The organism is Pseudomonas moraviensis (assembly GCF_900105805.1).
Taxonomy (GTDB): Bacteria; Pseudomonadota; Gammaproteobacteria; order Pseudomonadales; family Pseudomonadaceae; genus Aquipseudomonas; species Aquipseudomonas moraviensis_A.
This window is the reverse complement of record NZ_LT629788.1, coordinates 2,589,090-2,613,535: the sequence shown is the minus strand read 5'-3', so window position 1 is coordinate 2,613,535 and position 24,446 is coordinate 2,589,090. Positions and strand designations below refer to the sequence as shown.

At 62.2% G+C, this 24,446-nt stretch carries 23 protein-coding genes; 6 read left to right on the top strand and 17 right to left on the bottom strand.

Going from position 1 to position 24,446, the window contains the following annotated elements; genetic code table 11:
* Positions 1-23: 23 nt before the first annotated feature.
* Together BLU71_RS11640 and ycaC are read left to right on the top strand one after the other, a co-directional pair.
* Entirely contained in the window at positions 24-1,862 is a 1,839-nt protein-coding gene (locus tag BLU71_RS11640) for an amidohydrolase (protein WP_042609477.1), read from the top strand.
* Between the two features lie 68 nt (positions 1,863-1,930).
* Complete coding sequence (ycaC, locus tag BLU71_RS11635; protein ID WP_016774080.1) at positions 1,931-2,554, top strand: isochorismate family cysteine hydrolase YcaC; 624 nt, start codon at positions 1,931-1,933, stop codon at positions 2,552-2,554.
* 211 nt (positions 2,555-2,765) lie between these two features.
* Here the strand turns inward: ycaC and BLU71_RS11630 are convergent, their stop codons facing one another.
* Positions 2,766-4,193: a mechanosensitive ion channel family protein gene (locus tag BLU71_RS11630; protein WP_083353141.1), complete on the bottom strand. Its 1,428-nt coding sequence runs from the start codon at positions 4,191-4,193 to the stop codon at positions 2,766-2,768.
* Positions 4,194-4,301: 108 nt separating this feature from the next.
* The gene (locus BLU71_RS11625) at positions 4,302-5,324 is read right to left on the bottom strand and encodes an alpha/beta hydrolase (RefSeq protein ID WP_083353140.1); all 1,023 of its coding nucleotides are present in this window, start codon (positions 5,322-5,324) and stop codon (positions 4,302-4,304) included.
* Positions 5,325-5,484: 160 nt separating this feature from the next.
* Between BLU71_RS11625 and BLU71_RS11620 the strand changes: the two genes are divergently transcribed.
* The 4 genes from BLU71_RS11620 (at position 5,485) to BLU71_RS11605 (ending at position 7,997) form a co-directional block, all read left to right on the top strand.
* Positions 5,485-6,384 (top strand): LysR family transcriptional regulator, encoded by a 900-nt coding sequence (locus BLU71_RS11620; RefSeq protein ID WP_024012435.1) that lies wholly within the window; start codon positions 5,485-5,487, stop codon positions 6,382-6,384.
* Between the two features lie 166 nt (positions 6,385-6,550).
* On the top strand, positions 6,551-6,823 hold the full coding sequence (locus BLU71_RS11615) for a CopG family ribbon-helix-helix protein (RefSeq protein WP_083353139.1): 273 nt from the start codon (positions 6,551-6,553) through the stop codon (positions 6,821-6,823).
* Between the two features lies 1 nt (position 6,824).
* A complete protein-coding gene (locus BLU71_RS11610; RefSeq protein ID WP_083353138.1) occupies positions 6,825-7,100 on the top strand; it encodes a type II toxin-antitoxin system RelE/ParE family toxin in 276 nt (91 codons plus the stop codon).
* Positions 7,101-7,199: 99 nt separating this feature from the next.
* Positions 7,200-7,997 carry a class I SAM-dependent methyltransferase gene (locus BLU71_RS11605; RefSeq protein WP_083353137.1) on the top strand — a complete coding sequence of 266 codons (798 nt, stop codon included), beginning with the start codon at positions 7,200-7,202 and terminating at the stop codon, positions 7,995-7,997.
* Between the two features lie 137 nt (positions 7,998-8,134).
* Here the strand turns inward: BLU71_RS11605 and BLU71_RS11600 are convergent, their stop codons facing one another.
* The 15 genes from BLU71_RS11600 to BLU71_RS11530 all read right to left on the bottom strand — a co-directional run bounded on the left by BLU71_RS11600 (position 8,135) and on the right by BLU71_RS11530 (position 24,437).
* Positions 8,135-8,827 (bottom strand): GNAT family N-acetyltransferase, encoded by a 693-nt coding sequence (locus BLU71_RS11600; RefSeq protein ID WP_064363957.1) that lies wholly within the window; start codon positions 8,825-8,827, stop codon positions 8,135-8,137.
* A 69-nt stretch (positions 8,828-8,896) separates the two neighbouring features.
* Positions 8,897-9,688 (bottom strand): carbohydrate deacetylase, encoded by a 792-nt coding sequence (locus BLU71_RS11595; protein ID WP_065615043.1) that lies wholly within the window; start codon positions 9,686-9,688, stop codon positions 8,897-8,899.
* Positions 9,660-10,847, bottom strand: a complete 1,188-nt coding sequence (locus BLU71_RS11590; protein ID WP_083353136.1) for a GNAT family N-acetyltransferase — start codon at positions 10,845-10,847, stop codon at positions 9,660-9,662. Before BLU71_RS11590 ends, BLU71_RS11595 begins: the two co-directional genes overlap by 29 nt.
* 4 nt (positions 10,848-10,851) lie before the next feature.
* Entirely contained in the window at positions 10,852-11,541 is a 690-nt protein-coding gene (locus BLU71_RS11585; RefSeq protein ID WP_064363960.1) for a hypothetical protein, read from the bottom strand.
* A gap of 68 nt (positions 11,542-11,609) precedes the next feature.
* Positions 11,610-13,529: a hypothetical protein gene (locus tag BLU71_RS11580; protein ID WP_083353135.1), complete on the bottom strand. Its 1,920-nt coding sequence runs from the start codon at positions 13,527-13,529 to the stop codon at positions 11,610-11,612.
* Positions 13,526-14,830, bottom strand: coding sequence for an oligosaccharide flippase family protein (locus BLU71_RS11575; RefSeq protein ID WP_083353134.1), 1,305 nt, complete (start codon positions 14,828-14,830; stop codon positions 13,526-13,528). Before BLU71_RS11575 ends, BLU71_RS11580 begins: the two co-directional genes overlap by 4 nt.
* Positions 14,827-15,828: a polysaccharide deacetylase family protein gene (locus BLU71_RS11570; protein WP_064363963.1), complete on the bottom strand. Its 1,002-nt coding sequence runs from the start codon at positions 15,826-15,828 to the stop codon at positions 14,827-14,829. The genes BLU71_RS11575 and BLU71_RS11570 overlap by 4 nt, the downstream gene beginning before the upstream one ends.
* 13 nt (positions 15,829-15,841) lie before the next feature.
* Positions 15,842-16,978: a glycosyltransferase family 2 protein gene (locus tag BLU71_RS11565; protein WP_064363964.1), complete on the bottom strand. Its 1,137-nt coding sequence runs from the start codon at positions 16,976-16,978 to the stop codon at positions 15,842-15,844.
* Positions 16,971-17,939: a glycosyltransferase gene (locus BLU71_RS11560; RefSeq protein WP_065615046.1), complete on the bottom strand. Its 969-nt coding sequence runs from the start codon at positions 17,937-17,939 to the stop codon at positions 16,971-16,973. Before BLU71_RS11560 ends, BLU71_RS11565 begins: the two co-directional genes overlap by 8 nt.
* Complete coding sequence (locus tag BLU71_RS11555; RefSeq protein WP_083353133.1) at positions 17,936-19,306, bottom strand: O-antigen ligase family protein; 1,371 nt, start codon at positions 19,304-19,306, stop codon at positions 17,936-17,938. Before BLU71_RS11555 ends, BLU71_RS11560 begins: the two co-directional genes overlap by 4 nt.
* Positions 19,303-20,394, bottom strand: coding sequence for a glycosyltransferase family 4 protein (locus BLU71_RS11550; protein ID WP_083353132.1), 1,092 nt, complete (start codon positions 20,392-20,394; stop codon positions 19,303-19,305). The genes BLU71_RS11555 and BLU71_RS11550 overlap by 4 nt, the downstream gene beginning before the upstream one ends.
* Positions 20,391-21,983 (bottom strand): GumC family protein, encoded by a 1,593-nt coding sequence (locus tag BLU71_RS11545; protein ID WP_064363968.1) that lies wholly within the window; start codon positions 21,981-21,983, stop codon positions 20,391-20,393. Before BLU71_RS11545 ends, BLU71_RS11550 begins: the two co-directional genes overlap by 4 nt.
* Before the next feature lie 16 nt (positions 21,984-21,999).
* Positions 22,000-23,022, bottom strand: coding sequence for a polysaccharide biosynthesis/export family protein (locus tag BLU71_RS11540; protein WP_041478599.1), 1,023 nt, complete (start codon positions 23,020-23,022; stop codon positions 22,000-22,002).
* Between the two features lie 21 nt (positions 23,023-23,043).
* A complete protein-coding gene (locus BLU71_RS11535) occupies positions 23,044-23,691 on the bottom strand; it encodes a CpsD/CapB family tyrosine-protein kinase (RefSeq protein ID WP_042609496.1) in 648 nt (215 codons plus the stop codon).
* A complete protein-coding gene (locus BLU71_RS11530) occupies positions 23,691-24,437 on the bottom strand; it encodes a sugar transferase (protein ID WP_042609497.1) in 747 nt (248 codons plus the stop codon). Before BLU71_RS11530 ends, BLU71_RS11535 begins: the two co-directional genes overlap by 1 nt.
* Between the last annotated feature and the right edge of the window lie 9 nt (positions 24,438-24,446).

The following is a 24,446-nucleotide window of genomic DNA, read 5'->3' as shown; positions in this document are numbered from 1 at the left end:
TCACTTTTGCTTGAGGAACTGCGATGAGCGCCGATCTGATTTTATTCAATGGCCAATTTCATACCGTAGACCGGGAAAAACCACTGGCCAGCGCCGTGGCAATCAAGGACGGCCGCTTCGTTGCCGTCGGTAACGATGCCGAGGCCATGGCCCTCAAGGGCAGCGCCACGCAAGTGGTCGACATGAAAGGCCGCTGCGTGATCCCTGGCCTCAACGACTCGCACTTGCACCTGATTCGCGGCGGTTTGAATTACAACCTCGAACTGCGCTGGGAAGGCGTGCCGTCGCTGGCCGACGCGCTGCGCATGCTCAAGGATCAGGCCGATCGCACACCGACCCCGCAGTGGGTGCGCGTGGTCGGTGGCTGGAACGAATTCCAGTTCGCCGAAAAACGCATGCCGACCCTGGAAGAAATCAACCAGGCGGCGCCGGATACCCCGGTGTTCATCCTGCACCTCTACGACCGTGCGCTGCTCAACCGCGCCGCTCTGCGCGTGGCCGGTTACACCCGCGACACGCCGAACCCGCCAGGTGGCGAGATCGTCCGTGACAGCAACGGCAACCCGACCGGCATGCTGGTTGCGCGGCCGAACGCGATGATTCTCTACTCGACACTGGCCAAGGGGCCGAAGCTGCCGCTGGAATATCAGGTCAACTCGACCCGCCAGTTCATGCGCGAACTCAATCGTCTCGGCCTGACCAGTGCGATCGACGCCGGCGGTGGTTTCCAGAACTATCCGGACGATTACCAAGTGATCGAGCAACTGGCCAAAGACGACCAGTTGACCGTACGCATCGCCTACAACCTGTTCACCCAGAAGCCGAAAGAAGAGCTGACCGACTTCCAGAACTGGACCGGCAGCGTCAAATTGCATCAGGGCGACGACTACCTGCGCCACAACGGCGCCGGCGAGATGCTGGTGTTTTCCGCCGCCGACTTCGAAGATTTCCTCGAACCGCGTCCGGACTTGCCGCAGACCATGGAGCAGGAGCTGGAGCCGGTGGTGCGCCACTTGGTCGAGCAGCGCTGGCCGTTCCGTCTGCACGCCACCTACAACGAATCGATCAGCCGCATGCTCGACGTGTTCGAGAAGGTCAATCGCGACATTCCGTTCAATGGTCTGCCGTGGTTCTTCGACCACGCCGAAACCATCACCCCGCAAAACATCGAACGCGTGAAGGCGCTGGGCGGCGGCATCGCGATTCAGGATCGCATGGCGTTCCAGGGCGAATACTTCGTCGATCGCTACGGCAAGCAAGCTGCCGAAGCCACGCCACCGATCAAGCGCATGCTCGCTGAAGGCGTGCCGGTTGGCGCCGGCACCGACGCCACGCGCGTATCGAGCTACAACCCGTGGACCTCGCTGTACTGGATGGTCAGCGGCCGTACTGTTGGCGGTCTGGCCCTGTATGAAGAAGGTCTGCCACGCAGCACCGCGCTGGAACTGTTCACCCACGGCAGCGCCTGGTTCTCCTCGGAGCAGGGCAAGAAGGGCCAGATCCGCGTCGGTCAACTGGCTGACCTGGCGGCGCTGAGCGCGGACTTCTTCAGCGTCGAAGAAGAAGCGATCAAGTGGATCGAGTCGGTGATGACCGTGGTCGGCGGCAAGATTGTCTACGCCGCCGGCGACTTCGAAGACCTCGGTCCGCGTTCGATTCCGGTGCTGCCGGACTGGTCGCCGGTGGTCAAGGTTCCGGGCCACTGGCGCCCGAACTCGCCACTCCAGGCGCAGGTTCACCAGTGCAGCGGGCCGTGCGCCGTGCACACCCACAGCCATGAAAAAGCGCGGATGTCGAATGCACCCGTCAGCGACTTCGCCGGTTTCTGGGGCGCGTTCGGCTGTTCCTGCTTCGCGTTCTGAGTTCGAAAAAAGCGCCGGTCATCAGGGCCGGCGCTTCACGCAACAACCATCCATCCAGGAGTTTTGCCATGAGCGTTCCTTACAAGCGTCTGAACAAAGATGATGCCGTCGTCCTGCTGGTCGATCACCAGACCGGTCTGATCTCGCTGGTGCAGGATTTCTCGCCGAACGAGTTCAAGAACAACGTGCTGGCACTGGGCGACATCGCCAAGTTCTTCAAGCTGCCGACCATTCTGACCACCAGCTTCGACGCAGGTCCGAACGGCCCGATCGTGCCTGAGCTGCTTGAGCAATTCCCCGACGCGCCGTTCATCCAGCGTCCAGGCCAGATCAACGCCTGGGACAACGAAGACTTCGTCAAAGCGATCAAGGCCACCGGCCGCAAGCAACTGATCATCGCTGGTGTCGTGACCGACGTCTGCGTAGCTTTCCCGACCCTGTCGGCGATTGCTGAAGGCTTCGAAGTGTTCGTCGTGACCGATTCGTCGGGTACCTTCAATACCACCGTGCAACAAGCGGCGTGGGCGCGGATGTCCGCCGCCGGTGCCCACCTGATGAACTGGTTCGCTGTGGCTTGCGAGCTGCAGGGCGACTGGCGCAACGACATGGAAGGCCTGGCGCACCTGCTGTCCGAGCGTCTGCCTAACTATCGCAACCTGATCAACAGCTACACCAAGTTCACCGCCAAGTAATTTGGTCGAACGTCAAAAGCCCCTCACCCTGGCCCTCTCCCGGAGGGAGAGGGGACTGACCGCGTTGTTTGCTAGAGTTGCATCGACCTGCAATACCGAGCCGAGCTCCGCTCTTGAAACGCATGGAGATTGGCTCCCTTTCCCCCTCGCCCCCCTTGGGGGGAGAGGGCTGGGGTGAGGGGGGTAAGCTTTTGATTTTCAAGCCCTCGAATCAGCGCTTCTGCAACCAACCCAAGAACCCGCCTTTTTTCACCGCCACCGGTTTGGCCATCAACGCGAGGCGACTGTTCTGCTGACGCACCGCCTGCAACTTGTTCAAGGCCCGGCCGACTTCGCTGCGCTTGTCCATGCACTCACGGGTCAACTGCTTGTCGAGGCGATAGATGATGCTCGACGTCAGCGCCGTGAACGTCGCCTGCGACGGCGTATTGGCGAGGATGCTCTGCTCACCCATGACTTCGCTCGGCCCCATGCGTCCGGCCTCGGTCTGACCATTGCCGTCCGGCACCGTCGCGCTGACCACGCCCGTGGCAATCACGAACAGGCTGTCCGGCACTTCGTCCAGATCCAGCACCACCTGACCCGCCGTGTACTGTTGCGCAACCATCGACTCAGCGAGGCGATCGCGTTCTTCACTGCTCAGCGAGCGGAAAATCTTCACTTCATCCAGCAACGCACGAGCACGGCTCGACGGTTCGATTACGCCGTCGGGATGGCGCGAAATGCCCGCCGCTTCGAGATGGCGGTGGGCGAGGTCGAACAGCTGATTGCGCACTTCGCTTTTCTTGCCCAGCTCGGCAATGAAACCGCTGGCGACGTACTCGGACATGGTTTCGCCAGCCTCTTTGAGCACGGCTTTCGGCGCTGGGCTGAGCAACAGCGAACTGCTGCCCTGCAGGGTGCGATCAAGGGCGTCGAGCACCCGTCGCGGACGAATGTGATTGGGCACCTGGATGCTGATCGACACGCCGTGCATGTTGCTCGGCCGACTGAGGTTGACGATTTTCGCCTTGGCCGCCACCGAGTTCGGTACCACCGCCATGGTGCCGGCGCTGGTCAGCAGGTGCGTGGCGCGCCAGTCGATATCGAAGACCTTGCCTTCGACGCCGTCGATCATCACCAGATCGTCTACCTGATAGGGCTTGGTGGTGTTGAGGACGATGCCGGAAAACACATCGGCGAGAGTGCTTTGCAGGGCCAGACCGACAACGATGGCGACCACCCCGGAGGTGGCCAGCAGGCCCTTGACTGGCAGCTCCAGCACGTAGCCGGCCGCCGCAACAATGGCGACCAGAAACACCAGCGCACCGATGACGTCTTGCAGCAAGCGACCGCTGTGACCGATGCGGCGCATCAGCGCCAGGCCAATCACTTCGGTCAGCACCCGTGCTGCGTACAGCCACCAGAGAATCCCCAGCGCCGTCGCTCCCAGTTGTGCCACGCGATCATCAGCGAATATCGGAGCCTGCAACGGGCTGACACCGGCATTGATCACCAGCGCGCTGAATGCCAGAAACAGCGCCAGACGCACACCGACTCGCGGCGCGCGATGGGTGAAGGGCGAGAAATGCCAGAGTGCCGCGTCGAGCAGCAACAGGACGGCACTCCAGGACAGCAGGTGGGCGTAGAAAAGAGTCATGACCGGTACTCCGCGACGCTAGTGAGAAAAAACATCGCAGCCTGCGGCAGCTCCTACCGGGAATCGTATTCCAGGCTAGGAGCTGCCGAAGGCTGCGATCTTTTGCGGTTAAGGCTGCAAGTGGGTTTTCAGTTCGGCCGCAGCCTGACGCACCGCCGCTTTGACTTCCGCAATCTCGCTCAGCGGATTGAGCAGGCCGAAGTCATGAATCATTCCGTTGTAACGCACCGAGGTCACCGGCACACCGGCTGCATCCAGATGCCGCGCATAGCCTTCGCCTTCGTCACGCAGCACGTCGAACTCGGCGGTCTGCACCAGAGCAGCGGGCAGGCCCTTGAGCTGTTCGGCGCTGGCGTTGAGCGGCGAGGCGTGGATCTGCGCACGCTCGGCCGGGTTGGTGGTGTAGTTGTCCCAGAACCACTGCATCATGCCTTTGGTGAGGAAGTGCCCCTCGGCAAATTGCTGGTACGAGCCGTCGTCGAATTGCGCGTTGGTCACCGGCCACATCAGCAGTTGGAAGCGCAGCGCCGGGGCTTTCTGTTCCTTGGCCATCAACGCCACGACCGCCGCCATGTTGCCGCCGACGCTGTTGCCGGCCACCGCCAGACGCTTGCCATCGACACCGATGTCCTTGCCGTGTTCGGCCACCCATTTCGTCGCGGCGTATGCCTGGTTGATCGCGGTCGGGTACTGCGCTTCCGGCGACGGCGTGTAATCGACATACACCGCCACAGCGCCGGAGCCGACCACCAGATCACGGATCAAACGCTGGTGCGTCGGGAAGTCACCCAGCACCCAGCCGCCACCGTGGAAGAACATGAACACCGGCAACTCGCCTTTGACCTTGGCCGGGCGCACCACTTTCAGATTGATGGTCTGGCCGTCGACCTTGATAGCTCTGTCGCTGACTTCCACACCGGACAGATCAACCTTCACCGAAGCCTGCGCACCGGTCAGGACTGCACGGGCGTCCTTTGGGCTCAGCTGTTCCAGCGGGCGACCACCGCCAGCGGCGAGGGCGTCGAGGAATGCCTGAGTGTTGTGTTCGACGCCAGGACTGCCAGCGGCAAAAGCGCTGCTGACCGACAGGGCGAGGAGGGAGGCGGCGAGGGTTTTCTTGACGATGTTCATAGGTGGAAATCCTTTTGAATAATTTTGATTGTTTGCCTGAGTTTCGGGCTGCTGTGGCACTGGGGTTGCGGCCTCAGCAACACCGTGAGCACAGATTAATGGGCTGCTGAAAAGCGAAAAAGCGGCTATAAAGCGTTTAACTGTCCACCAGAGAGTGACAATGAACCCGTTCGAAGACATGCGTATTTTTTGCCAGGTCATGGACTCCGGCAGCTTCACCGCTGCGGCTGATCAGTTGGGTCTGTCCAAGCAGTTCGTCAGCCGCCGTTTGATGCAACTGGAAGAGCGCCTCGGTGTGCGCTTGTTGAATCGCTCGACCCGCCGCCTCGACGTCACGCCGCTGGGGCAGAGCTATTACGAATCGGCGCTGCGCCTGCTGGGTGAGGTGGAGCAGGTCGAGCAGGGCATCGCCGGCGAAACCGCCGAGCCGCGCGGCACGATTCGCCTGAGCGCGCCGCTGTCGTTTGCCGTGGCGCATCTGGGTTGTCTGTTGCCGTTGTTCCTGCAGCGTTACCGCGAGGTCACCGTCGAAGTCGACTTGAGCGATCGCCCGGTCGACTTGCTCGGCGAGGGCTACGACCTGGCCCTGCGCATCGGCGTGCTGGAAGACTCGACACTGATCGCCCGACGCATTGCCAGCATCGAACGGGTGTACTGCGCCAGCCCGGCGTACCTTGCCGAACGCGGCACGCCACTCAAACCCGAAGACCTGCACAGCCACGACTGCCTGCCTTACGGCCACGGGCGCTCAGTGCAATGGCGCTTCAACGAAGCACCGGGCAAACCGCTGCTGATCAACGTCACCGGGCGCATGCGGGTTAACAACGGCGAACTGCTGCGGGACGCGGCGGTGCAGGGGATGGGGATTACTTATCTACCGACCTTCATCGTCGGCGCGGCGCTGAAGGACGGGCGGCTGGTGCCGGTGCTGGATGATCTACGCCCGGAGCCACTGACCTTGTCGGCGGTTTATCCGCAGCATCGCCAGGCTTCGCGGCCGGTGCAGGCGCTGGTGGAGTTTTTGCGCGAGCGGCTTAACCAGAGTCATGTGAATCTTTGATTTTATCGACCGTCGATATCACGTTTTGTCGGGCCAGATAGCGGTGTATGGGCAGCTGTGATTAACTTTGATTTGATTTGTATCAAAGTTGAGCGGACGTAATGGAACAGGACTACTCTGATCGTCTGTGAACGCCCGCTGCCGCAATCTCGAGGAGTCAACTGACATGGCCGCGACAATGAAAACCCGATCCGTAACTGCCCATGTACCGGTGCAACTGGCCGAGAAGGTCGATCTGATGGCTGAGCGTCTGGAGCGCTCGCGTAACTGGATCGTGAAACAGGCCCTGAGCGCCTGGATTGATCAAGAGGAAGAGCGCAGCCGTCTGACGCGAGAAGCCTTGGCTGACGTCGACGCCGGGCGCGTCATCGATCATCAGTCAGTACAGGCATGGGCGGACAGCTTGACTTCCGATACACCTCTCAAGGCGCCCCTTTGATATGGAGTTGAAGTGGACAAGCAAAGGGCTTTCCGACCTGACCAGGCTTTACGAGTTTTTGGCAGCGGTCAATCAACCTGCCGCTGCGCGCACTGTGCAACAGCTGACCGCCGCTCCGACAATGCTGTTGGCCAATCCGCGCTTGGGCGAACGCCTGGAAGAATTTGAACCGCGAGACGTCCGAAGGATTCTGGTCGGGCACTACGAAATGCGCTACGAGATCATCGGTTCGACTATCTACCTGCTGCGCCTTTGGCACACTCGCGAAGAACGATAATTCATCGCCTGACTCGCGCTTACAACATCGCAACAACCCCAACTCCGGGTCTGTTCTAGACTCACGCCGCTCAATCACGAGCCTTATCCGGAGTGCGCCATGGAAGTGCCCAACCCCAAAACCGCCATCGAAAGCAATCGTCAGGCGTGGAACGATTCCGCCTGCCATCATCAGGATTCACCGGACTGGCAGGCATTGCTCCGCGATGTCGTGCAGGCGGAGTTTTGCTGTCTCGATGACACCTTGCGCGGCTTGCTGGACGTCGACGGCAAGGACGTGATTCAACTGGGCTGCAACAACGGTCGGGAAAGCCTGTCGCTGTTTGCGCTGGGTGCGCGCAGTGTGGTCGGCGTGGATCAATCGGCAGCCTTTCTTGCACAGGCCCGCGAGCTGAACAGCCGCTCGCCGCACGATGCTGAGTTCATCGAAAGTGATATCCACCGTCTTCCCGCGTCACTGCATAACCGCTTCGACGTCGCCCTGATCACCATCGGGGTACTCAACTGGATGCCTGACATCGGCGAATTCTTCCGTCATGTTGCGCAGGTGCTGAAGCCGGGCGGCAAACTGGTGATCTACGAAACACATCCGTTTCTGGAAATGGTTGACCCGCAAGCAGATGATCCTTTGCGCCTCGTCAGCTCGTATTTCCGTGCCGAGCCGTTTGTGCAGGAAGAGCCGATCGTTTATGTAGGAAAAGTCGAGCAACCGGCGGCAAAGTCGTACTGGTTCGTGCATACGCTGGGCGCGATCTTCGGCGGCGCCATTGGAGCGGGGCTGAGCATTGTGGACTTTCAGGAGTATGCGCATTCGAATCGGGAAGAGGTGTATGACTGCTACCTGAACCAGCAGGCGCAGATGCCGATGTGCTTTAGCCTGGTGGCGAGCAAGGTCTGAGAATTATCGTCGCGACGACGGGCCTCTTCACGAGCAGGCTCGCTCCCACATTGGTTTCGCGTACGGCGACTATCCAGTGTGGCAGCGAGCCTGCTCGCGAAGGCGGCCTTGCGACCGCCACATTTCACAAGGCCGGATCAAGCCTGCGCCGCGGCACTTACCACCGGCCGGCCCGGTTTGCGCAGCGGATCCAGGCGTGACCCTTCGTAGCGGGTTTCGCGGAAGAACTTCCAGCGGCCGAACAGGCAGTAAACGTGGGTCACCCGGCCTTGTTCCTGATAGCCCATGCGGATATGCAGTTTCAGCGCCGGGATGTTATGGGTTTCACAAACGTCGACGACCTTGTTGCAACCCTGTGCCGCCATGGCTTGCCAAAGCGCAACCTGCACGTCCACCGACAGGCTGCTGCCGAAGTAGGCGCGGATCATTTCGCCGCCGAATTCGAAAAACTCCCCGGGTTTGACCGGGAAGGTGCAGCCGTAATAATGACAATCGTGGTAGTCGCGGATGCTGCCCCAGATGAAGCCCACGGCATGGCCATCGGCGTCGAGATACATGTGCCCGGTGTGGCCCTCGGCAGCCAGCTCGGCCATGGTGCCGACGCGGTCGCCGAAGTGTTTGCTGAACGCCACGGCATTCTGCGCGGTGATGTCGACTTTGCGCAGGCCTTCATACGGGCGCAGTTTGTGCGGTGGCACCGGGCTGACCAGATCGCGCTCCATCCACAGCAGTTCCCAGTGGAAGAACACGTAGCGTTTCCACAACGTCCCGACGGTGCGGCCCAGGCCTTTCTGTCTGATGCGATCTTGCACTTTGGTGATGATGCTCATGATGCCCCTCCAGGGTCTTGGCCCGGGTGTTGTGGTGAGTGTCGTGTCGGCTTGCGTTACAGCGGTGATTCATTCGAGCGCCGTGGCGCCCTGTGTTTCTTGTCGATTGAGGTCGGCATACGAGACCCGCGCGACGCCCCTCAAACCCTGCTCGAGTACCTCGCTCAACGACTCGCCGGAGCCGAGATAGGCATCGCCGAAATCGACGCCGAGGCGGGTCGGGTGAGCGACGATTTCCAGTACGCCGTCGCTGGGCACGCTGGCATTGCGCAGGTCTACCGGGGTGCAGACGTAATCAGCGGAAACCCGCGCCAGACTCTGCAGACGGCCATTGAGCAATCCTTTGAATAAGCGCTTGGGCAGCGTGAGGTTGTGCCCGAGGTTGCGCGCCAGCCGGATCGGTACGCCTTGCTCGGCGGCAAACTTCGCGACGACTTCGCCGATCGGCCAGATGTTGTGTACGTGCTGGTGGGAGTCGATGTGGCTCGGGTGCATCCCGTGATCGACGCAGCGTTGCCATTGCGCCTGCAATTCGGCGTGCACCGCGTCACGGTCTGCGCGACCCAGCCACAGGCTGTGGCGGGGCAGGTTGAGGTCGAACACGCCGTTGCCATCACAGAACGTCCGCCGCCCCAGGATCGCCTGGCTCAGCGGGCGTCCGTAGGTCAGGTTGAAGTGCAGGCCGATCCGACCTTCCAGTGCTGGATGCCGAGCCATCGCGCAGGCGGCTTCGAACGCCGGCATGTTGGCCATGGCGGTGGCCGAGCTGATCAGACCGGCCTGAAAAGCTGCGAAGATCACCGCGTTTTCATTGGCGCTGAGACCGAAGTCATCAGCGTTGACTATGACTTGGCGAGGCATGGCCGCCCTCCGGAGTGATTGCGACAGGTTGCACCAGTGCTGCAGTTTTTTTGTTTGCACGGCGGGCTCGCCACTGCTGCACGGCGGGCTTGCAGCGATACCAGATGCGCAACGCCAGACCCAATGCCAGCCCACTTGGGCGCCACGAATAGAAACTCCAGCGCCAGTGTTCCAGTTGCCCGGTCATGCGCTCGTGCAGTTGATGGCTGGATTTTTCCAGGCTCACCCGTGACGCATCGATCCAGCGCCAGTGCTCATCCAGGCCCCAGCGAATCCATTCCTCCAGCAACACCCGGCCACTGCCCAGGTCGGCGTATTGCGGCAGGAATGCAAGGTTGTAATCGTAGAGCCGGCCCTGTTCGAGCAGGCCGAGGCGATAGCTGATGCAGCGACCGTTCAGCTCGAGCATCACCACGCGCACCAGGCCTTGGCCGGCGAGGGCGGTGAAGGCGCGTTCGATCCATTGGCGACTGCGCGGTGTGGCGAAAATCCCGACGCCTTCATCGCCTTTCCAGCTCACCGCCTCGACTTCGCCGAGGGTCTGCAACAAGGCACCCATGCTCAGCGCATCCGGGGTGATCCGGCGAATCTGCGCACCGCACGCGGCAATCCTTTTGCGTGCCCGGCGCAGTTTGTAGCGCGGGTCGCCCGAGACTTCCTGATGGTCGGCTTCGCTGATCAGATGCACCGGCACCCGGCAGCTCAGGCGTCGTTCGGCCGTGGAGCTGCGTGCCATCCATGCGGTGACGGCACTTTCTTCTCCCGCCGGTTCCGACAGCTCATTGAGTTGCAACAGCGCATGCGGCAGACGCTGGCGAATCAGCACCAGCGCCTCGTGCATGTCCTCGCCGCCGAGCAGCGACAGCAAAGCCAGACGATCGGCCAGCGGATAACCCAAGTGATGCAAGACCCGAAACGGCACGCCGGCGAAGCGCTCGCGGCTCGCCACAAGCGGCAGGCACAGACGCAGTTCTGCGGCTTCCCAACCGAGCAGAATGTGCAGGCGTTGGTCCTCGCCCAAGGCCTGTTCCGCCGCGCACAACCAACCGAGATTGTTGAACGGCGTATGGTCGGCCACGCCCAGGCGCAGCGTTTCATAGGCGGTTGCCGGGAAGTCGGCGGCGCACAGGGACGTGCGCCATTCGAATCGCATCACCATAGGTTCAGGCCGCCGTTGCGTTGACAGGTGGACGGGAAGTTTTACCCAGCGCCGCCAGGCGCGAACCGCTGTAGCGGGTTTCGCGATAGAAGCGCCAGCGACCGAACAGCGTGTAGATATTCATGATCCGCTGTTGTTCGGTATAGCTCATGCGCAGGTGCAGCTTGAGCGCCGGTATGTTGGTCGACTCACAGACATCGACCACTTTGCGGCAGCCCTGGGCGGCCATGGCTTCCCACAGGCGCAATTGCAGGTCTACCGACAGCTCCGTCCCCCAGTACGCCCGGGCCAGTTCGCCACCGAACTCGAAGAACTCACCGGGTTTCACCGGGAACCGGCAGCCGTAGTAATGCCGGTCGAAATAATCGCGCGGGGTGCCCCAGATAAACGCTACGGCATCGCCTTGCTCGTCGACATGCATGTGCCCGGTATGGCCCTCTTTGGCCAGCTCGGCCATCGTGCCGACACGGTCGCCAAAGTAGCGTGCGAAAGCGCTGGCGTTGTCCGCCGTAATCCTGACCACGCGCAGTGGCGGATAGGGTTTGAGGCGGTGCGGCGGCACCGGGCTGACCAGATCGCGCTCCATCCACAGCAGTTGCTGATGGGAAAAAATGTACAGTTTGCGGATCTTGCCCAAGGTCGCTCGCAGGCCTTTCCGACGAATATGTCCGCTGAGTTTTTGCAAAACATCCATGGTCTCTTCTCCTGATGAGGGTGCCCTGCGCGGCATCAAGCCCGCGCGGCAGAGCATCGAAGGGCGGCTCATGAAGCGCTCCAGCGCAGGGCAAACAGGGTTTGTCCCGGCAGTTCGAAACGCACGCGCCCGTTGTCGCAGGCAAACGGTGCGTCGCGGCTGCGATTGTCGGCGCCGAAGTACCGCAGCGCGCCATGGTTCAACGGGCAGCGGGCGCCGCTCAGATCGACGCGTTGCAGGCGCGTTCCTTTGTTCACTCCGAGCAACGTGCGCTGCTCGTCGCCGGCCATCGCCAGCACATCCACCTCGAAGGCGTCGTTGTCCAATTGCAGCACTTGCCGCAGCCAGTGGCGGGCGATGAATTGCTGGGCCAGACCGACCGGTTTCAGCTCGAAGCGATCCTCGCCCAATACGCGCAACATGCCTTTGGGGTATCGCGGCTCATCGGCGGCCTGAAACCAGTTGAGCATGCTCAGCAAACCGTCCTGCGAGGCGTTGATCACCACCGACGCCCACCACAGCGAGGTGTAATGGGTTTCCTGATCGTAGGGGCTGAGGCTGGAGCCGCTGGACAAGTTGGTCTGATCGAGGAGCAAGGCCTTGCGCGGCTGACCATTGGCGTCGAGGCCGACCAGTTCGGCGGCGCGCCGCACACTGTCGCGGTAGACACGGGTGGCGAGCAGATCGCGAATCATCCATTCATGCCAGGCCAGTGCATCGATCTGGTCGGCTGACTCGCTGAGCAGGCGCCGCGCCCAATCGATCCCGCGCTTGCCCGCCGCGTTATCGGCGAACGGGCCGTTGACCAATCGCGAACTGGCCGGCATGGCGATGCGTACACCGGCGCGGGCATTCGCCGGGTCGCTGCGCACCTGACGGGCCATGCTGGCGAAAATCGCCTGATATTGCCCATAGCTGGAGTAGTTGAGATTGGGCTCGTCGGCAAAGCCGATGTAATGCGTGCCGTTGCCGCCGAGGGCGCGGGTGCTCGCCAGCCAGGCGTCGAGGCCGCTGTTGCTCTGCACGTCGGCGCGCAGATCGGCCTGGCGCTGACTGCCGGCCAGCAGGGTGATGTCGTTGCGAATGCCGAAGCGCTGCTGATAGACCCGGCGGAATGCGTCCTCGAACTGCGGATTCTGCGCGGTGACGTCGACAAAACTGTAATAGCTCGCCGCCGTCGGCTTCAGCGCATCGAGCAGCGCATGGCTGGCCGCTGGCGGCATCACGTAGGGCAGAGCGATGCCAAGATCCGGCGTGCGTCCAAGGACTTTGTCATGCAGTACCAGCCGCACATCTCCGACCTCTTCGCGCAGCGGTTGCAGTTGCTGCGGATTCTGCGCAAACAGATTGGCCGTACCATCGAGCCAGAACGCCGCTTTGCCGCTGCCTTGCAGTTGCAGGCGCCAGACCTGCTCGCGCGGGCTGACCGGCAACGCAACCTGATCGAACTGCCAATAGGCGCGATAGGGTTTCAATGCGAGGGTCAGTGCCTGGTGGTCGCCGACCTGCTGCGCCTGCAGTGCGGTGACGCCGCCATGGAATTTGCCGGCGAGCACTGCGTGCTCACCGGCCGCAACTTTGAAATACAGCACGTCGCCATTCTTGCTTTCGGCACTGAAGTGCACTTTGGCCGGGGCAAACAAGGCGACGGTGCGCTCATCGTGTTCGATGCGGTAGTGGCGGAAGCTGTAGCCAGGAATTTCCAGCCGATAACTCGCCGCACCGGGCAGCAGCGGCCAGCGCTGACTGCCACGGGTTTCGCTGGCCTTGATCAAGCGTTCGCCGAGCAATTTGCCGCGACCGTCGAGCAGGTACAGCTGCTCTTCGTTGGCATCCGCTTGCCACGCCGGGGTCCAGCGCACGGTCACGCTGTCGGACTGATCGGTTTGCAGAAACAGACTGCCGTCACGAATCTCGCCCCAGCGCATCGACGCCGCCAAAGCGTCCAGCGACAAGCCGAGTCCGAACAGCAGGTACCAGCCTTTCATGCCGGCTTCCTCTGCAGCATCGACCACATCGGCAGCACGTCGCGGGGCAGGATGATCAGGGTTTGCCAGAACGGCACGCCGCTCAAACGGCAATACAGCACGAGCATGGCCACGGTCACTGCCAGATAGGCGATCGATGAGGCGGCAGCGGCGCCGACAATGCCGTAGGCCGGAATCAGTATCAGGTTCAACGCCAGATTGAGCAGCGCGCCCAGGCCCATCAACAACGACACCGTGCCGGGGCGATTCTTGCCCAGCAAGTCCAGGCGCAGAATGCTCGCGTAGCACAGGCCCAGCAGGCCCGGCAGCAACGCCAGCAGCGCCGGATATGCCGGCTGGTAGGCAGCGCCAAACAGAGTAACGATCAACCATTCGCCGATCACGGCCATGCTCAGGCAGGCGCCGAGCATTACCGTTGCGGTCAGGCGCAATGCCAGCGGAGTGACCTTGTCCATGCCTTCATCCTGTTGCAGCAGGCGCTTCATCAAGGGTGTGGTCACCGCTTCGGGGACGATCAGCAGCAATTCGGCAGCAGCGCTCGCCATGGCGTAATGGCCCAGCGCGGTGCTGCCGAGCAGGGCGCCGATGAACAGGTAATCGGAGCGCAGAATCACTTGCTGAAACAGCAGATCGGGATGGCTGCGCGCACTGAAGCGCAGCAGTTCGTTCTGGCTGGCGCGATCCCATTGCAGCTGCAAGGGCTGCGCCCGCTTCAGCCAGACCCAACCGGCGAGCACCACCAGACTGATACCTGCCAGCCAGCTGATCAGCGCCGCCTCCAGCGCTGCGCTCTGCCACATCCAGAACAGCGCGACGAACAGCAACAGCGGCGCCAGCGATTCGATCAGCCGCAAGACGTTGAACGCGACCACGCCACCCGAGGCGTTGTGCAGTGTCAGCAGGCCGCTTTTCAACACGGTCAACGGCACCGCCAACAGCAACAGCCAGGCGAGCAGGCCCAGTTGCACGGTCACGTCCAGCTGCGCGCCGAATTCGCGTACCAGCGCGACCACCAGCAATGTCAGCAAACCGGCCAACAGGCAACCGAACACCAGCACCTGGCTGAGCAGCAAACCCATCGGCCGCTGCTTCGCCGCCTGATAACCGACCGCCGTATTCAATCCGCCGCTGGTGGCGGCGCTGATCAGATCCGGCAAAGTGCTGAGCAGGGCGAACAAGCCGCGTTCGCTGGGCCCGAGAATCCGCGCGAGCAACACGTTGCGCAGCAAACGCAGGGCGATCATCGCCAGTTTGGTGCCCATGCTTAGCGCCAGGTGCTTGAGGTAGTTGCCTCGGCTCATGGCCGCGCTCCTCGGTAGATCCGCCACGACAGCAATTGCGGATGGCGGGCGGTGCGCTGGCTGACGCCGAAACGCGGCAGGTTCAACGGGTCGCCGTCGCCGCGATAGATCCCGGTGCCGGTGCCCAGCGCAAACGGGTAATCATGATCGGCGACCTGCTGGCGCACGCGTTCATCGTTGTCGCCGTTGGGGTAGCAGTAAACCGGCAACGGTCGGTTGCAGCCGTTGTTCAAGGCGTCGCGGCTGCGGCGGATTTCTTCGCTCAGGCGCACGTCGTCGAGGCCGGTGAGGATCGCGTGGCTGGCGCCGTGCGGGCCGAAACGCACCAGACCGGAGGCTTCCATCGCACGCACCTGATGCCAGTCCAGTGCCTGTGGCAGAGCGTCTTTCGGGCATTCGTCGGTGAGCTGTTCCAGCTCCTGCGGCGCCAGGCTTTTCAGCCCTTGCAGGTAATGCAGCAACGCCAGACTGCGGCGCTCGACATCGATGTCATCGAGCAGCACTGGTAGCGGATGTTTGCACGCGTGCAGGCATTCAATCAGGTGCATGCGCGCCTTTTCACCGTGGCTGCCCCAGAGGGTTTCGCCGAGGCTTTCCCACCAGAACCGTTGGCGACTGCCGATGAAATCGGTGGAGAGGAAAATGCTCGCTGGCACTTGATGTTTTTGCAGCAGTGCAAACGCGTTGACCGCGTTGTCGCGCCAGCCATCGTCGAAGGTCAGCGCCACGCGCGGGCGTTCGCTGCGCAAAGCGTTGGGCTGGAGGATTTCCATCAGCGGCACGCAGTCGAAATGCTTGCGCAGCCACACCAGCAAATGCTCGAACGCCTTGGGCCCGACGCACAATTCATTGCGGTGCGGCAGGTCGGCTGCGCGGTCATTCGACAGCACGCGGTGCAGCATCAGAATCACCCCGGCGCCCTGCAACTGCTGACGACCCACCGGGGAGTTTAGATAGAGCCAGCCACTGGTGCTTTTTATCAGTTGTTTGATCGCCATGGCTTCGGTCCTCTTAACGGTTCTGTTCCGGATTCCACTGGGCATACCGCTGGCCACGCAGGAACTGCCACAGGCCAAGACTCATCCCGGCGAGGGTGACCAGCAGAAACGCGGCGAGGCGGAACGGTTTCGGCAAGCGGTGTTGCCCATCCAGCAGCCCGGCAATCGCCACGCTGTAGCCGAACAGTTGCGCGATCAGGCTCAGGCGATAGAAGCCGTGTTCTTCCCACAGCCAGCAATTGCTCAGCAGCAACGGCAGCAGCAGCACCGGCGCCAGGCGGCGGATCAGTTTGTGGCTGATCAACGCCAGGGAATACAGGCCATGCTTGAGCGGATTGAGCAGCTCGCGGCGCTGGGCCAGGCTTTGCAGGCCGCCGACGGTGACGCGCTGCCGGCGGCGAAACTGTTTGTCCGCCTCGTCGACGCCATGGTCGATCACTTGCGCTTCGGGCACGTAGACGATGCGCTTGCCGGCCACCGGTGCGCAGGTGCTGATAAAGAAGTCGTCGTTGACTTCGGCCGGCACGTTCTGGAACAGTTCGCGGCGCAAGGCGAGCAGGGCGCCGTCGGCGGAGACCATGCAGCCGGTGCGATTCTCGACCCGGCGCAACCAGCCTTCGTAATGCCGATACAGACTGTCGCCGATGCTCAGGCCGCCACCGGTGACTGGTATCACCATGTGCCCGGCGCAGGCGCCGACCTGCGGATCGCTCAGCGGCGCGAGCAAGTGGCCGAGGGTATCGCGCGACCATTGGTTGTCGGCATCGGTGAACACCAGAATGTCGCCGCTGCTCAGGGCCGCGCCGGCATTCAACGTGGCGGCTTTGCCCTGACGCGGCAGGTCGAGGACGGTGATGCGCGGATCAATCACTTTGTGCGCGCAGGCCACGGTGTCGTCCGTCGAGCCGTCGCTGGCGAGGATGATCTGCAGCGTCGCCGGTTGATAATCCTGGGCCAGCAGCGTGCGCAACTTGTGCTCGATATGCCGCGCCTCGTTGTGCGCAGCGATGACGATGCTGACGTTCAGCGGCGGTGCCGGCGTGTGTCGCCACGCCGGAAACAGCGGCGCGAGGATCGTCAGCAACAGCGGGTAGCCGACGTAGGCGTAGACCGGCAGCAACAGGCACATCCAGAAAATGAATTCAGCCACGGGCAGGCCTCCTTGCGTTCCACTGACACAGACTCAGGATGAAAGCGGCGCCGGCCAGATGCAGGCGCAGCCAGTGCAGGCCCCACAGTTGCAGGGTAAAGACCGGATCACGGTGCTTGATACTCTGGCGAACGCTCAGTACCAGACCCGGCATCAGGGTCAGCGTCACCATTAGCGCCGCGTGGTGCGGAAAACCGTCGAGCAGCGCCGAGATCGCCAGAAAGTCCAGCAGCCAGACGAACAACGACAGCATCGGGAAGCGCAGCAGGCGCAGGCTCATGCCATGGGTGCGCAGCAGTTGCAGATGGCTACCCTGACGCCACATTTCTTTGCCCATCCATTCGCGCCAGTTCATCTCGTAACCCCAATGCAGCGCGACGAGGTCGTTGACCGACAGCAGGCGCGCGCCCTGTTCGTGCAAGCGCAGGGTGAATTCCTTGTCTTCGCCAGTGCGCAGGGCCTCGTTGAAACCGCCGACCTTGTCGAACCATGCGCGACGCATCAGCAGGTTGGAACTGGGCAGCCAATCGACGCTGTGGCTGGCGCGGTGCGACGGCTGCGAAGTGCGGCGCTGCCAGGCCGTGGCGAACCATGGCGCCTCGGCCGGCGTGTGCAGGTCCAGGCCGAACACATCGGCCTGGCCACTGGCCTCGATGTCGAACGTTGGCTGCAGCCAGGTTTCCGGCATTTCTACGTCGGCGTCGATGAAGGCCAGCCATTCGCCGCTGGCGATCGCCGTGCCGCGATTACGCAGCGCACCGATCAACAGCCCCGGCAAACTGAGCACGGTTGCGCCGAACTGCCGGGCAATGTGCGGGCCCTGGTCGTTCGAACCGTTGTCGACCACGATCAGCTCGCACTCGACATTGGCCGCGTGTGCGGCTTTTTGTGCTGCGAGCAGGGTTCGGCCAATGTGCCGCGCCTCGTTGTACATCGGAATGACGATGCTGATCCGCTTCATGCCTGCGTCTCCGTAGTCAGTGGCGCCTGCTCGGCCTTGACGCGCAGCACGCTGGTCAGCGCCAGCATGATCCACACGTACTTCTGGTTCGGCGCGCTGAGGAACATCAGGAACAGGGTCAGCGACAGAAAGCTCACACCCAAATGGGTCATCATGTCTGCCCTGTGTCCATCACCGCGCAGCATCCACGCCGCCCGCGCGCGGATCAGGTTGTACAGACCGAGCCCGAGCATGCCGACGAAGAACAGCCCGGCGGGCACGCCCAGTTCGCTGAAGATTTCCAGATAGGTGTTGTGGGCGCGGCGGTACAGGTCGCCGATCTTGCGGTTGGCGGAAAACGCCTTGGCGTAACCGGTGGTCGCGTAATGCAACGGGAAGGTGCCGGGGCCGGAGCCGAGCACCGGGTGCTCGCGGATCATCTGGCTGCCGACGACGATGTAGGAAGCACGGCGCCCGAGGGATTCGTCCTGCGCCTTGGAGCCGGCGCTGAGGATGCTCAATGACTGGATCCGCGCCAGGTAACCGGCCGGCATGGCGTAGATCGCCAGCGGAATCACGATGGCCGCACCGAGCATGACGAACCCCAGGTGCCGTGGACGAATGTGGGTCAGTTGCGCGCGGTAGTGCCAGATGCCGATGAGCAGGCTCAACGCCAATACCACCAGGCCTGAGCGTGATTCGGTCTTGGTCATGCCACCCAGCAACAGCAGGCAGCAGGCGCCCCAGAACAGGCGGTGCAGCAGGTTCGGGCTGCGGATCACCAGCAGCAGTCCGAGAGGAATGGCGAAGGCGATGAGCATGGCGAAGGCGTTGGGGTCTTCGAGCAGGCCGGCGGCGCGCCCCTGATCCTGGAACTTCGCCGAGAACATCGCCATGGCGCAGGTCGCGGTGACGGCGAGGGTCACCAGCCGGGCGAACAGGTCGAGGTTCAGTTCGCGGCCAATCAACAACGTAATGACAAACAGCACCAGACCAACGCTGAGTTCGCGCAGGTGTCCCAGCGACATGCCCATGTCATCGGTATTGAGCAGGCTGAGAAAATACACAACCATGAAGCCGATCAGGCAGTGCCACAGATTGCTGCGCAGGCGCTGCGACGGAATCTGGTGCAGCGCCAATTGCAGCATCACGATCACTGCCAGCGAGGCGCCGAGCAACTTGCTCCCCGACACCGAGCTGTCCTTGAAGAAACCTTCGAACGGCACCAGCGCGGCAATGCCGAGCAGGCCCCAGGTCGGCTTGCGGTACAGGACGGTAAAACCGACCAGGCCAATCACCGCTCCCGGAGCCAGATAAGGCCAGGGACTGGCCAGCAAACCCAAGCTGACCAGAGCAAACAGACTGACGATCGAGAGCGGGAAAATCATGCGCGTGTCTCCCGTGCCGTGTGGATGTACAGCTGCGACCAGCGTTCGGCCAAAGCCTTGAGGTCGTAGCGTTCCTGTTGTGTACGTCTGGCGTTGTCGCGCAACTGCGCTGCCAGTTTCGGTTCGGCCAGCAGTGTGTCGAGCTGGCGGGCGAGGGCGGCGGTATCCGTCGGCGCCGCGAGCAGGCCGTTGTGGCGGTCCTGCAGGACATCGGGAATACCGCCGACCGCGAACGCCACCACCGGCACCCCGGCCTGCATCGCTTCGAGCAGAATCATCGGCGTGCCCTCGGTGCGCGAGCTGATCACCAGCGCATCGAGTTGCTGCCACCAGCCTTGCATTGCCGTCTGATAGCCCGGCAGGCGAATCCGCGGCTGCAAACCGGCAGCATCGATGCGCGCCTGCAAGGCCTCGCGTTCCGGGCCGTCACCGAGCATCACCGCGTCCAGTTGCGGATGCTGGTGACACAGGCCGATCAGCGCATCGAGAAACAGGTCCGGGCCTTTTTCACTGCTCAAACGACCGACGTACCCGACCAGCCAGCGTTGCCGGTCTGCCACCGGCTGCATCGCCGGCGCGGCTGGCAAACCGTTGGGTATCACCTGCAACTTCTCCGCACGCACGCAGGCCTGGAGGTGCAGCGTGGCGATGCTTTGCGCCACGCAGACCACCCGTTTCACCGACGCCGTGCGGCACAGTTGCAGGCTCAACCAGGTGTAGAACTTCTGCTTGCGACTGCGCGGCGTGAAGCCGTGCTGAGTGATCACCAGCGGCAGGCGCAACAGCGTGGCGCCGACCCAGCCGAACAGCAGCCCTTTGAAGTTGTGGGTGTTGAGCAACGGCTTGTCGCCCCGGCGCTGACGCAAGTGCCGCAACAGCTCCCCCAGCCCGGCACAACCACGGGCGTCCACCCCGGCTTCACGAAAGCGCGCGATCAGTTCTGGTGGCGCATCGAGGAACAGCACCTGGTGCTGTCCCGGCGTTGCCAGGCAATGATCCAGCAACATCCGCTCGGCCCCGTAGAAGCCGCCGCTGCTGAGCAAATGAATGATCGGCAGGGCGACGATTGGGGTGGACACCGCGTTCAATTGCGCACCCAGTGAACCAGGCTCGGCATGGTCCAGTTCTTGTGCGGATTGCCCGGCTGCGACGTTTCTTCGTTGAGCACCAACAGGACCGGAAGGCCCAGCTCGTGGCTGATTTGCGCCGGATGCTTGAAGCGGTGATCAAAGAACTCACGCACGTAGACGAAGGCGATCGCCAGCAGCAGGCCGGTGAACAGCCCGAACGGAATGATCAGCAGCGGTTTCGGGAACGCCGCCTCGGTCGGTTCGAACGGTGGGCTGAGTACCCGGGCGTTGGACAGGTCATCGTTGAGCGAGCGCGTGGTGCTGCTTTCGGCAAAGCGCTGGGCATAGGTCGAAAACGCTGCGTGCAGCGCATCGATCTCGGTGTCCATCTGACGCAGTTTGCTCTGGGTCTGTTGCAGGTCGCGGATGCGGTTCTTGAACTCGGCGATGCGCGCGGTTTTCTGCTCGATCACCTGCTTGACCACGGCCAGGTCGGCGGTGCGTTCCTGGATGCGGTTGCTCACCACTTTGAGAAACTGCTGACGGGTGCGGGCGATCTGTTCGCGAGTCAGCAGCATCGGTTCGCTGCCGGGCTGGAACACCGCCAGATCGTTCATGTAGCGGCTGACCTGACTGGTCAGTTGCTCGCCCATCTGTTTGATTTCCCGGTCCTCGAACGCCACGTTGTCGACGGTGGTGGTGAAGGTGTAGGGAAAGGTGTAGTCGTTGAGTTTGCTGCTGCTGGCGGCGGCGAGCGCGGTTTTCAGATATTCGAGCCAGCGCTGGCTTTGCAGCAGGCGATCCTGATACAGGTTCAGCGCCTGTTCTTCAGTGTTGATTGCATTGAGGCGGAAGGTGATTTCTTCCTTCGGATCCGCCGCGCCGACATTTTCCAGCAGCGCTTGGCGGTTACCTTCCAGACCATCGAGACGCACCTGATACTGGTGCTTTTTGGTCTCGTAGAACGACTGCGGCAAATCGATCGATTGCAACGCCTGACGGCTGACCAGATAGTTCTGCAGCAGGGCGCTGACGAACGTCGTGCCTTGGCGCGGATCCGGGAAGCTGTAGGTGATGGAGATCACGTTGGAGCCGGGCAGGGTTTCGATTTTCAGGCTGTCGACGGCTTGCTGGGTCAGGGCGTCGAGGGTGGTGTCCCGCACCGGATCGGTTTCCATGCCGAGCCCGTTGCGCAGCGGGTTGATCACGTACTCGCGCAGCGGTGTCGAGACGTAGCGCTTGAACGGTTCGCCGAGCAACTTGGCGAACACCCCAGGTGGCGGGCTGTATTCACCGTTGTCGCGCAGTTCGCTGATGGTCTGACGGATCAGCGCTGGCGAGCGGAGGATGTTGCTCTCGGTTTCCATGTCCGCCAGTGACGGTGGAATGAAGGTGGCATTGTCCACCGTGAGCGACGTGGTGGCGTCACCCTGAGAGAGTTTTTTCGACTGTACGATGACCTGCGCGGTGATGTCGAAGCTCTGTTTGAGCAGCAGCGGCAGGAGCAGGGCGATGACTGCAAAGGTCAGGAACACGCGCTTCACCAGTTGCTTGTTGGCGAAGAAGATCCTGAAGAACTCATGCAGGTAGTTTTCCTTTGGGTTCATGTCGGTCACCTGTGAGTTAGTTGTCACTGTCTTTGTTGTCGACGCGGTAGCCGAAGCTGAAACCGACGCCCTGGAACAGCACCACATCAGCCAGTTGGCGGGCGAGTTCGCCGGCGCTGGCCAGTTTGGTTTTTGGCACGTAGAGCATGTCGTCCGGTTGCAGGTAAGCGATTTGCGGAGCATCGCCGGACAGGGCTTTTTCGACGTCGTAGCGCACCGCTTTCACCTGATTGCCGTTGCGCCGCATGATCACCACCGAATCCAGCCGGGCCTTGACGTTGGTACCGCGCGCCAGGGTCAGCGCCTCGAGCACCGACACCGGCCGGCGGATCGGATACGAGCCCGGTTGTGCGACTTCACCCAGCACGTAGATCTCGTTGCCGGCGGTGGACTTGAGCAGCACGTCCACAGTCATCCGGCCCGGCAGTTGCGCGTACTTTTTGTTGAGGAAAGTTTCCAGTTGATTGACGGTCATGCCTTGCAGCGGCACGGCGCCGATTTCCGGAAAACTCGCGTAGCCGTCAGTGCCGACGGTGATCTCGCGGCTCATGCCGGTGGCCGGGTGGTTCAACGCGCTTTTCAGGTTCTGCTCATTGCTCAGAGGGCTGATGATCTGCACGGTGAGCTGGTTGCGGTTGGGCTGGAAGAGTTGTTTGCGCTGATAGACGCGCTGGATTTCCTGGCGCGCTTCTTCGCTGGTCAATCCGGCGATTTTCACCGAGGTGTTGGCGCCCGGCAGCTCGATGGTGCCGTCGGGCAGCACCAGTTGATTGCCGTTGAGCTGGCTGGCGGCGGTGAAGTTCAGACCGATCTGGTCGCCCGATTGCACGCGGTAAGCGTCCGAGCCGCTGGTACTGATATGGAAGATCACGTCCAGCACATCCTGCGGGCGCAGGGTCTGCTCGATCTTCGGCATATCGGTCGCCTGGGCGTTGGCCGGGGAGGCGGTGAGAATATTCACCGGCATGTTCTGGGTGTCGGAAGTGCTGGAGCAGCCCGCAAGCGGCAGCAACAGCAGGACAAGCATTCTGGCGTTCATGGCGTCATCCTTTGCGTTCGCTTACAGGTTTTTGTAAAGCCATTTGGGCATGTAGTACTTGCGCCGGTTGAACACGCTGCCGACCACGTTCGCTCCGGCCTGAGTCAGGCGTTGCACAGCGGCCTGGGCGACTTCCCAGCGGGTGTCTTCGGCGCGGACGACAAACACCACGCCGTCGACCTGAGTGCTGATGACCAGGGTGTCGGCGGCGGAGTACACCGCGTCGCCATCGATCACCACGAAGCGGTACTGGCTGCCCAACTGGTCGAGCAACGGGCTCAGGCGCTCGGCAGTCAGATGCTCCAGCGTGCGGATCGGCCGGCCGTTGGGCAGCACATGGAAGGGCAGGCTCGACACCTGCACCACGCAGTCCTGCAACAACGGCGGGTTGTCCGGGTTGAACAGCAGGTCGCGCAGGCCGCGCTCCTTGCCGAGGTTCATCTGCTGGGTGAGGTTGTCCGCCGACTGGCTGGCGTCCACCAGCAGCACCTGGCCGCTGCTCATCTGCGCCAGTTGACTGGCCAGTGCCAGCGCGCTGGTGGTGGTGCCGGCGCCGGGATTGGCGGCGGTCAGGAACAGGATCCGCAGATCGAGATCCAGCACGGTCGACGTCAGATTCGATTCGCTGGGGCTGGCGATGCTCAGGCTTTTATTGGTTGAACCGTCCATTAGCTTGCTCCGTGGCCGCTGAATACTTTGAAGGGGGTTTTCAACAGAATCTTCAGATCAAGCAGAAGGCTCTGCTCGGCGATGTAGCTGAGGTCCAACTCAACGCGCTGGTCGAAGTCGATGTTGCTGCGTCCGGAGATCTGCCACAGACCGGTCATGCCGGGGTAGATCGCCAGACGCGCGAGGTGATTGTCCTTGTAGCGGTAGGCATTGAACGAGGTCGGACGAGGGCCGACCAGGCGCATGTCGCCGGTCACCACGTTGATCAGGTTCGGCAGTTCGTCGAGGCTGGTACGGCGCAGAAAGCTGCCGATGCCGGTGACCCGCGGGTCCTTGTCGATCTTGAAATCGATGGCGTCAGCGCCGTGCTTGTTCAGGTGACGCAGCGACTCTTTGAGTTCTTCGGCGTTGCTGACCATGGTGCGAAACTTGAACATGCCGAACTTGCGCCCGCGATAACCGGTGCGCTTTTGGACGAACAGCACCGGCCCCGGGCTGGTGAATTTGATCACCAGCGCCAGGCCCAACAGCAAGGGCGAGATCAGCAGCAAAATGGTCAGCGCACCGAGGCAGGCGACCACTCGATTGGTCCGCGACAGCTGCCATGGGCGGCCACCATCGCGGCCGCTGAGCCAGCCGCGACCCTGGCGATGAATCGCTGCGTCGAGACGCATGCGATGTTCGGGGTCGACGCGCTTGTCAGGGCGCATCTGTGCAATCGACACACTTTTTTCATGTCCAGTCATGGCGTCCTC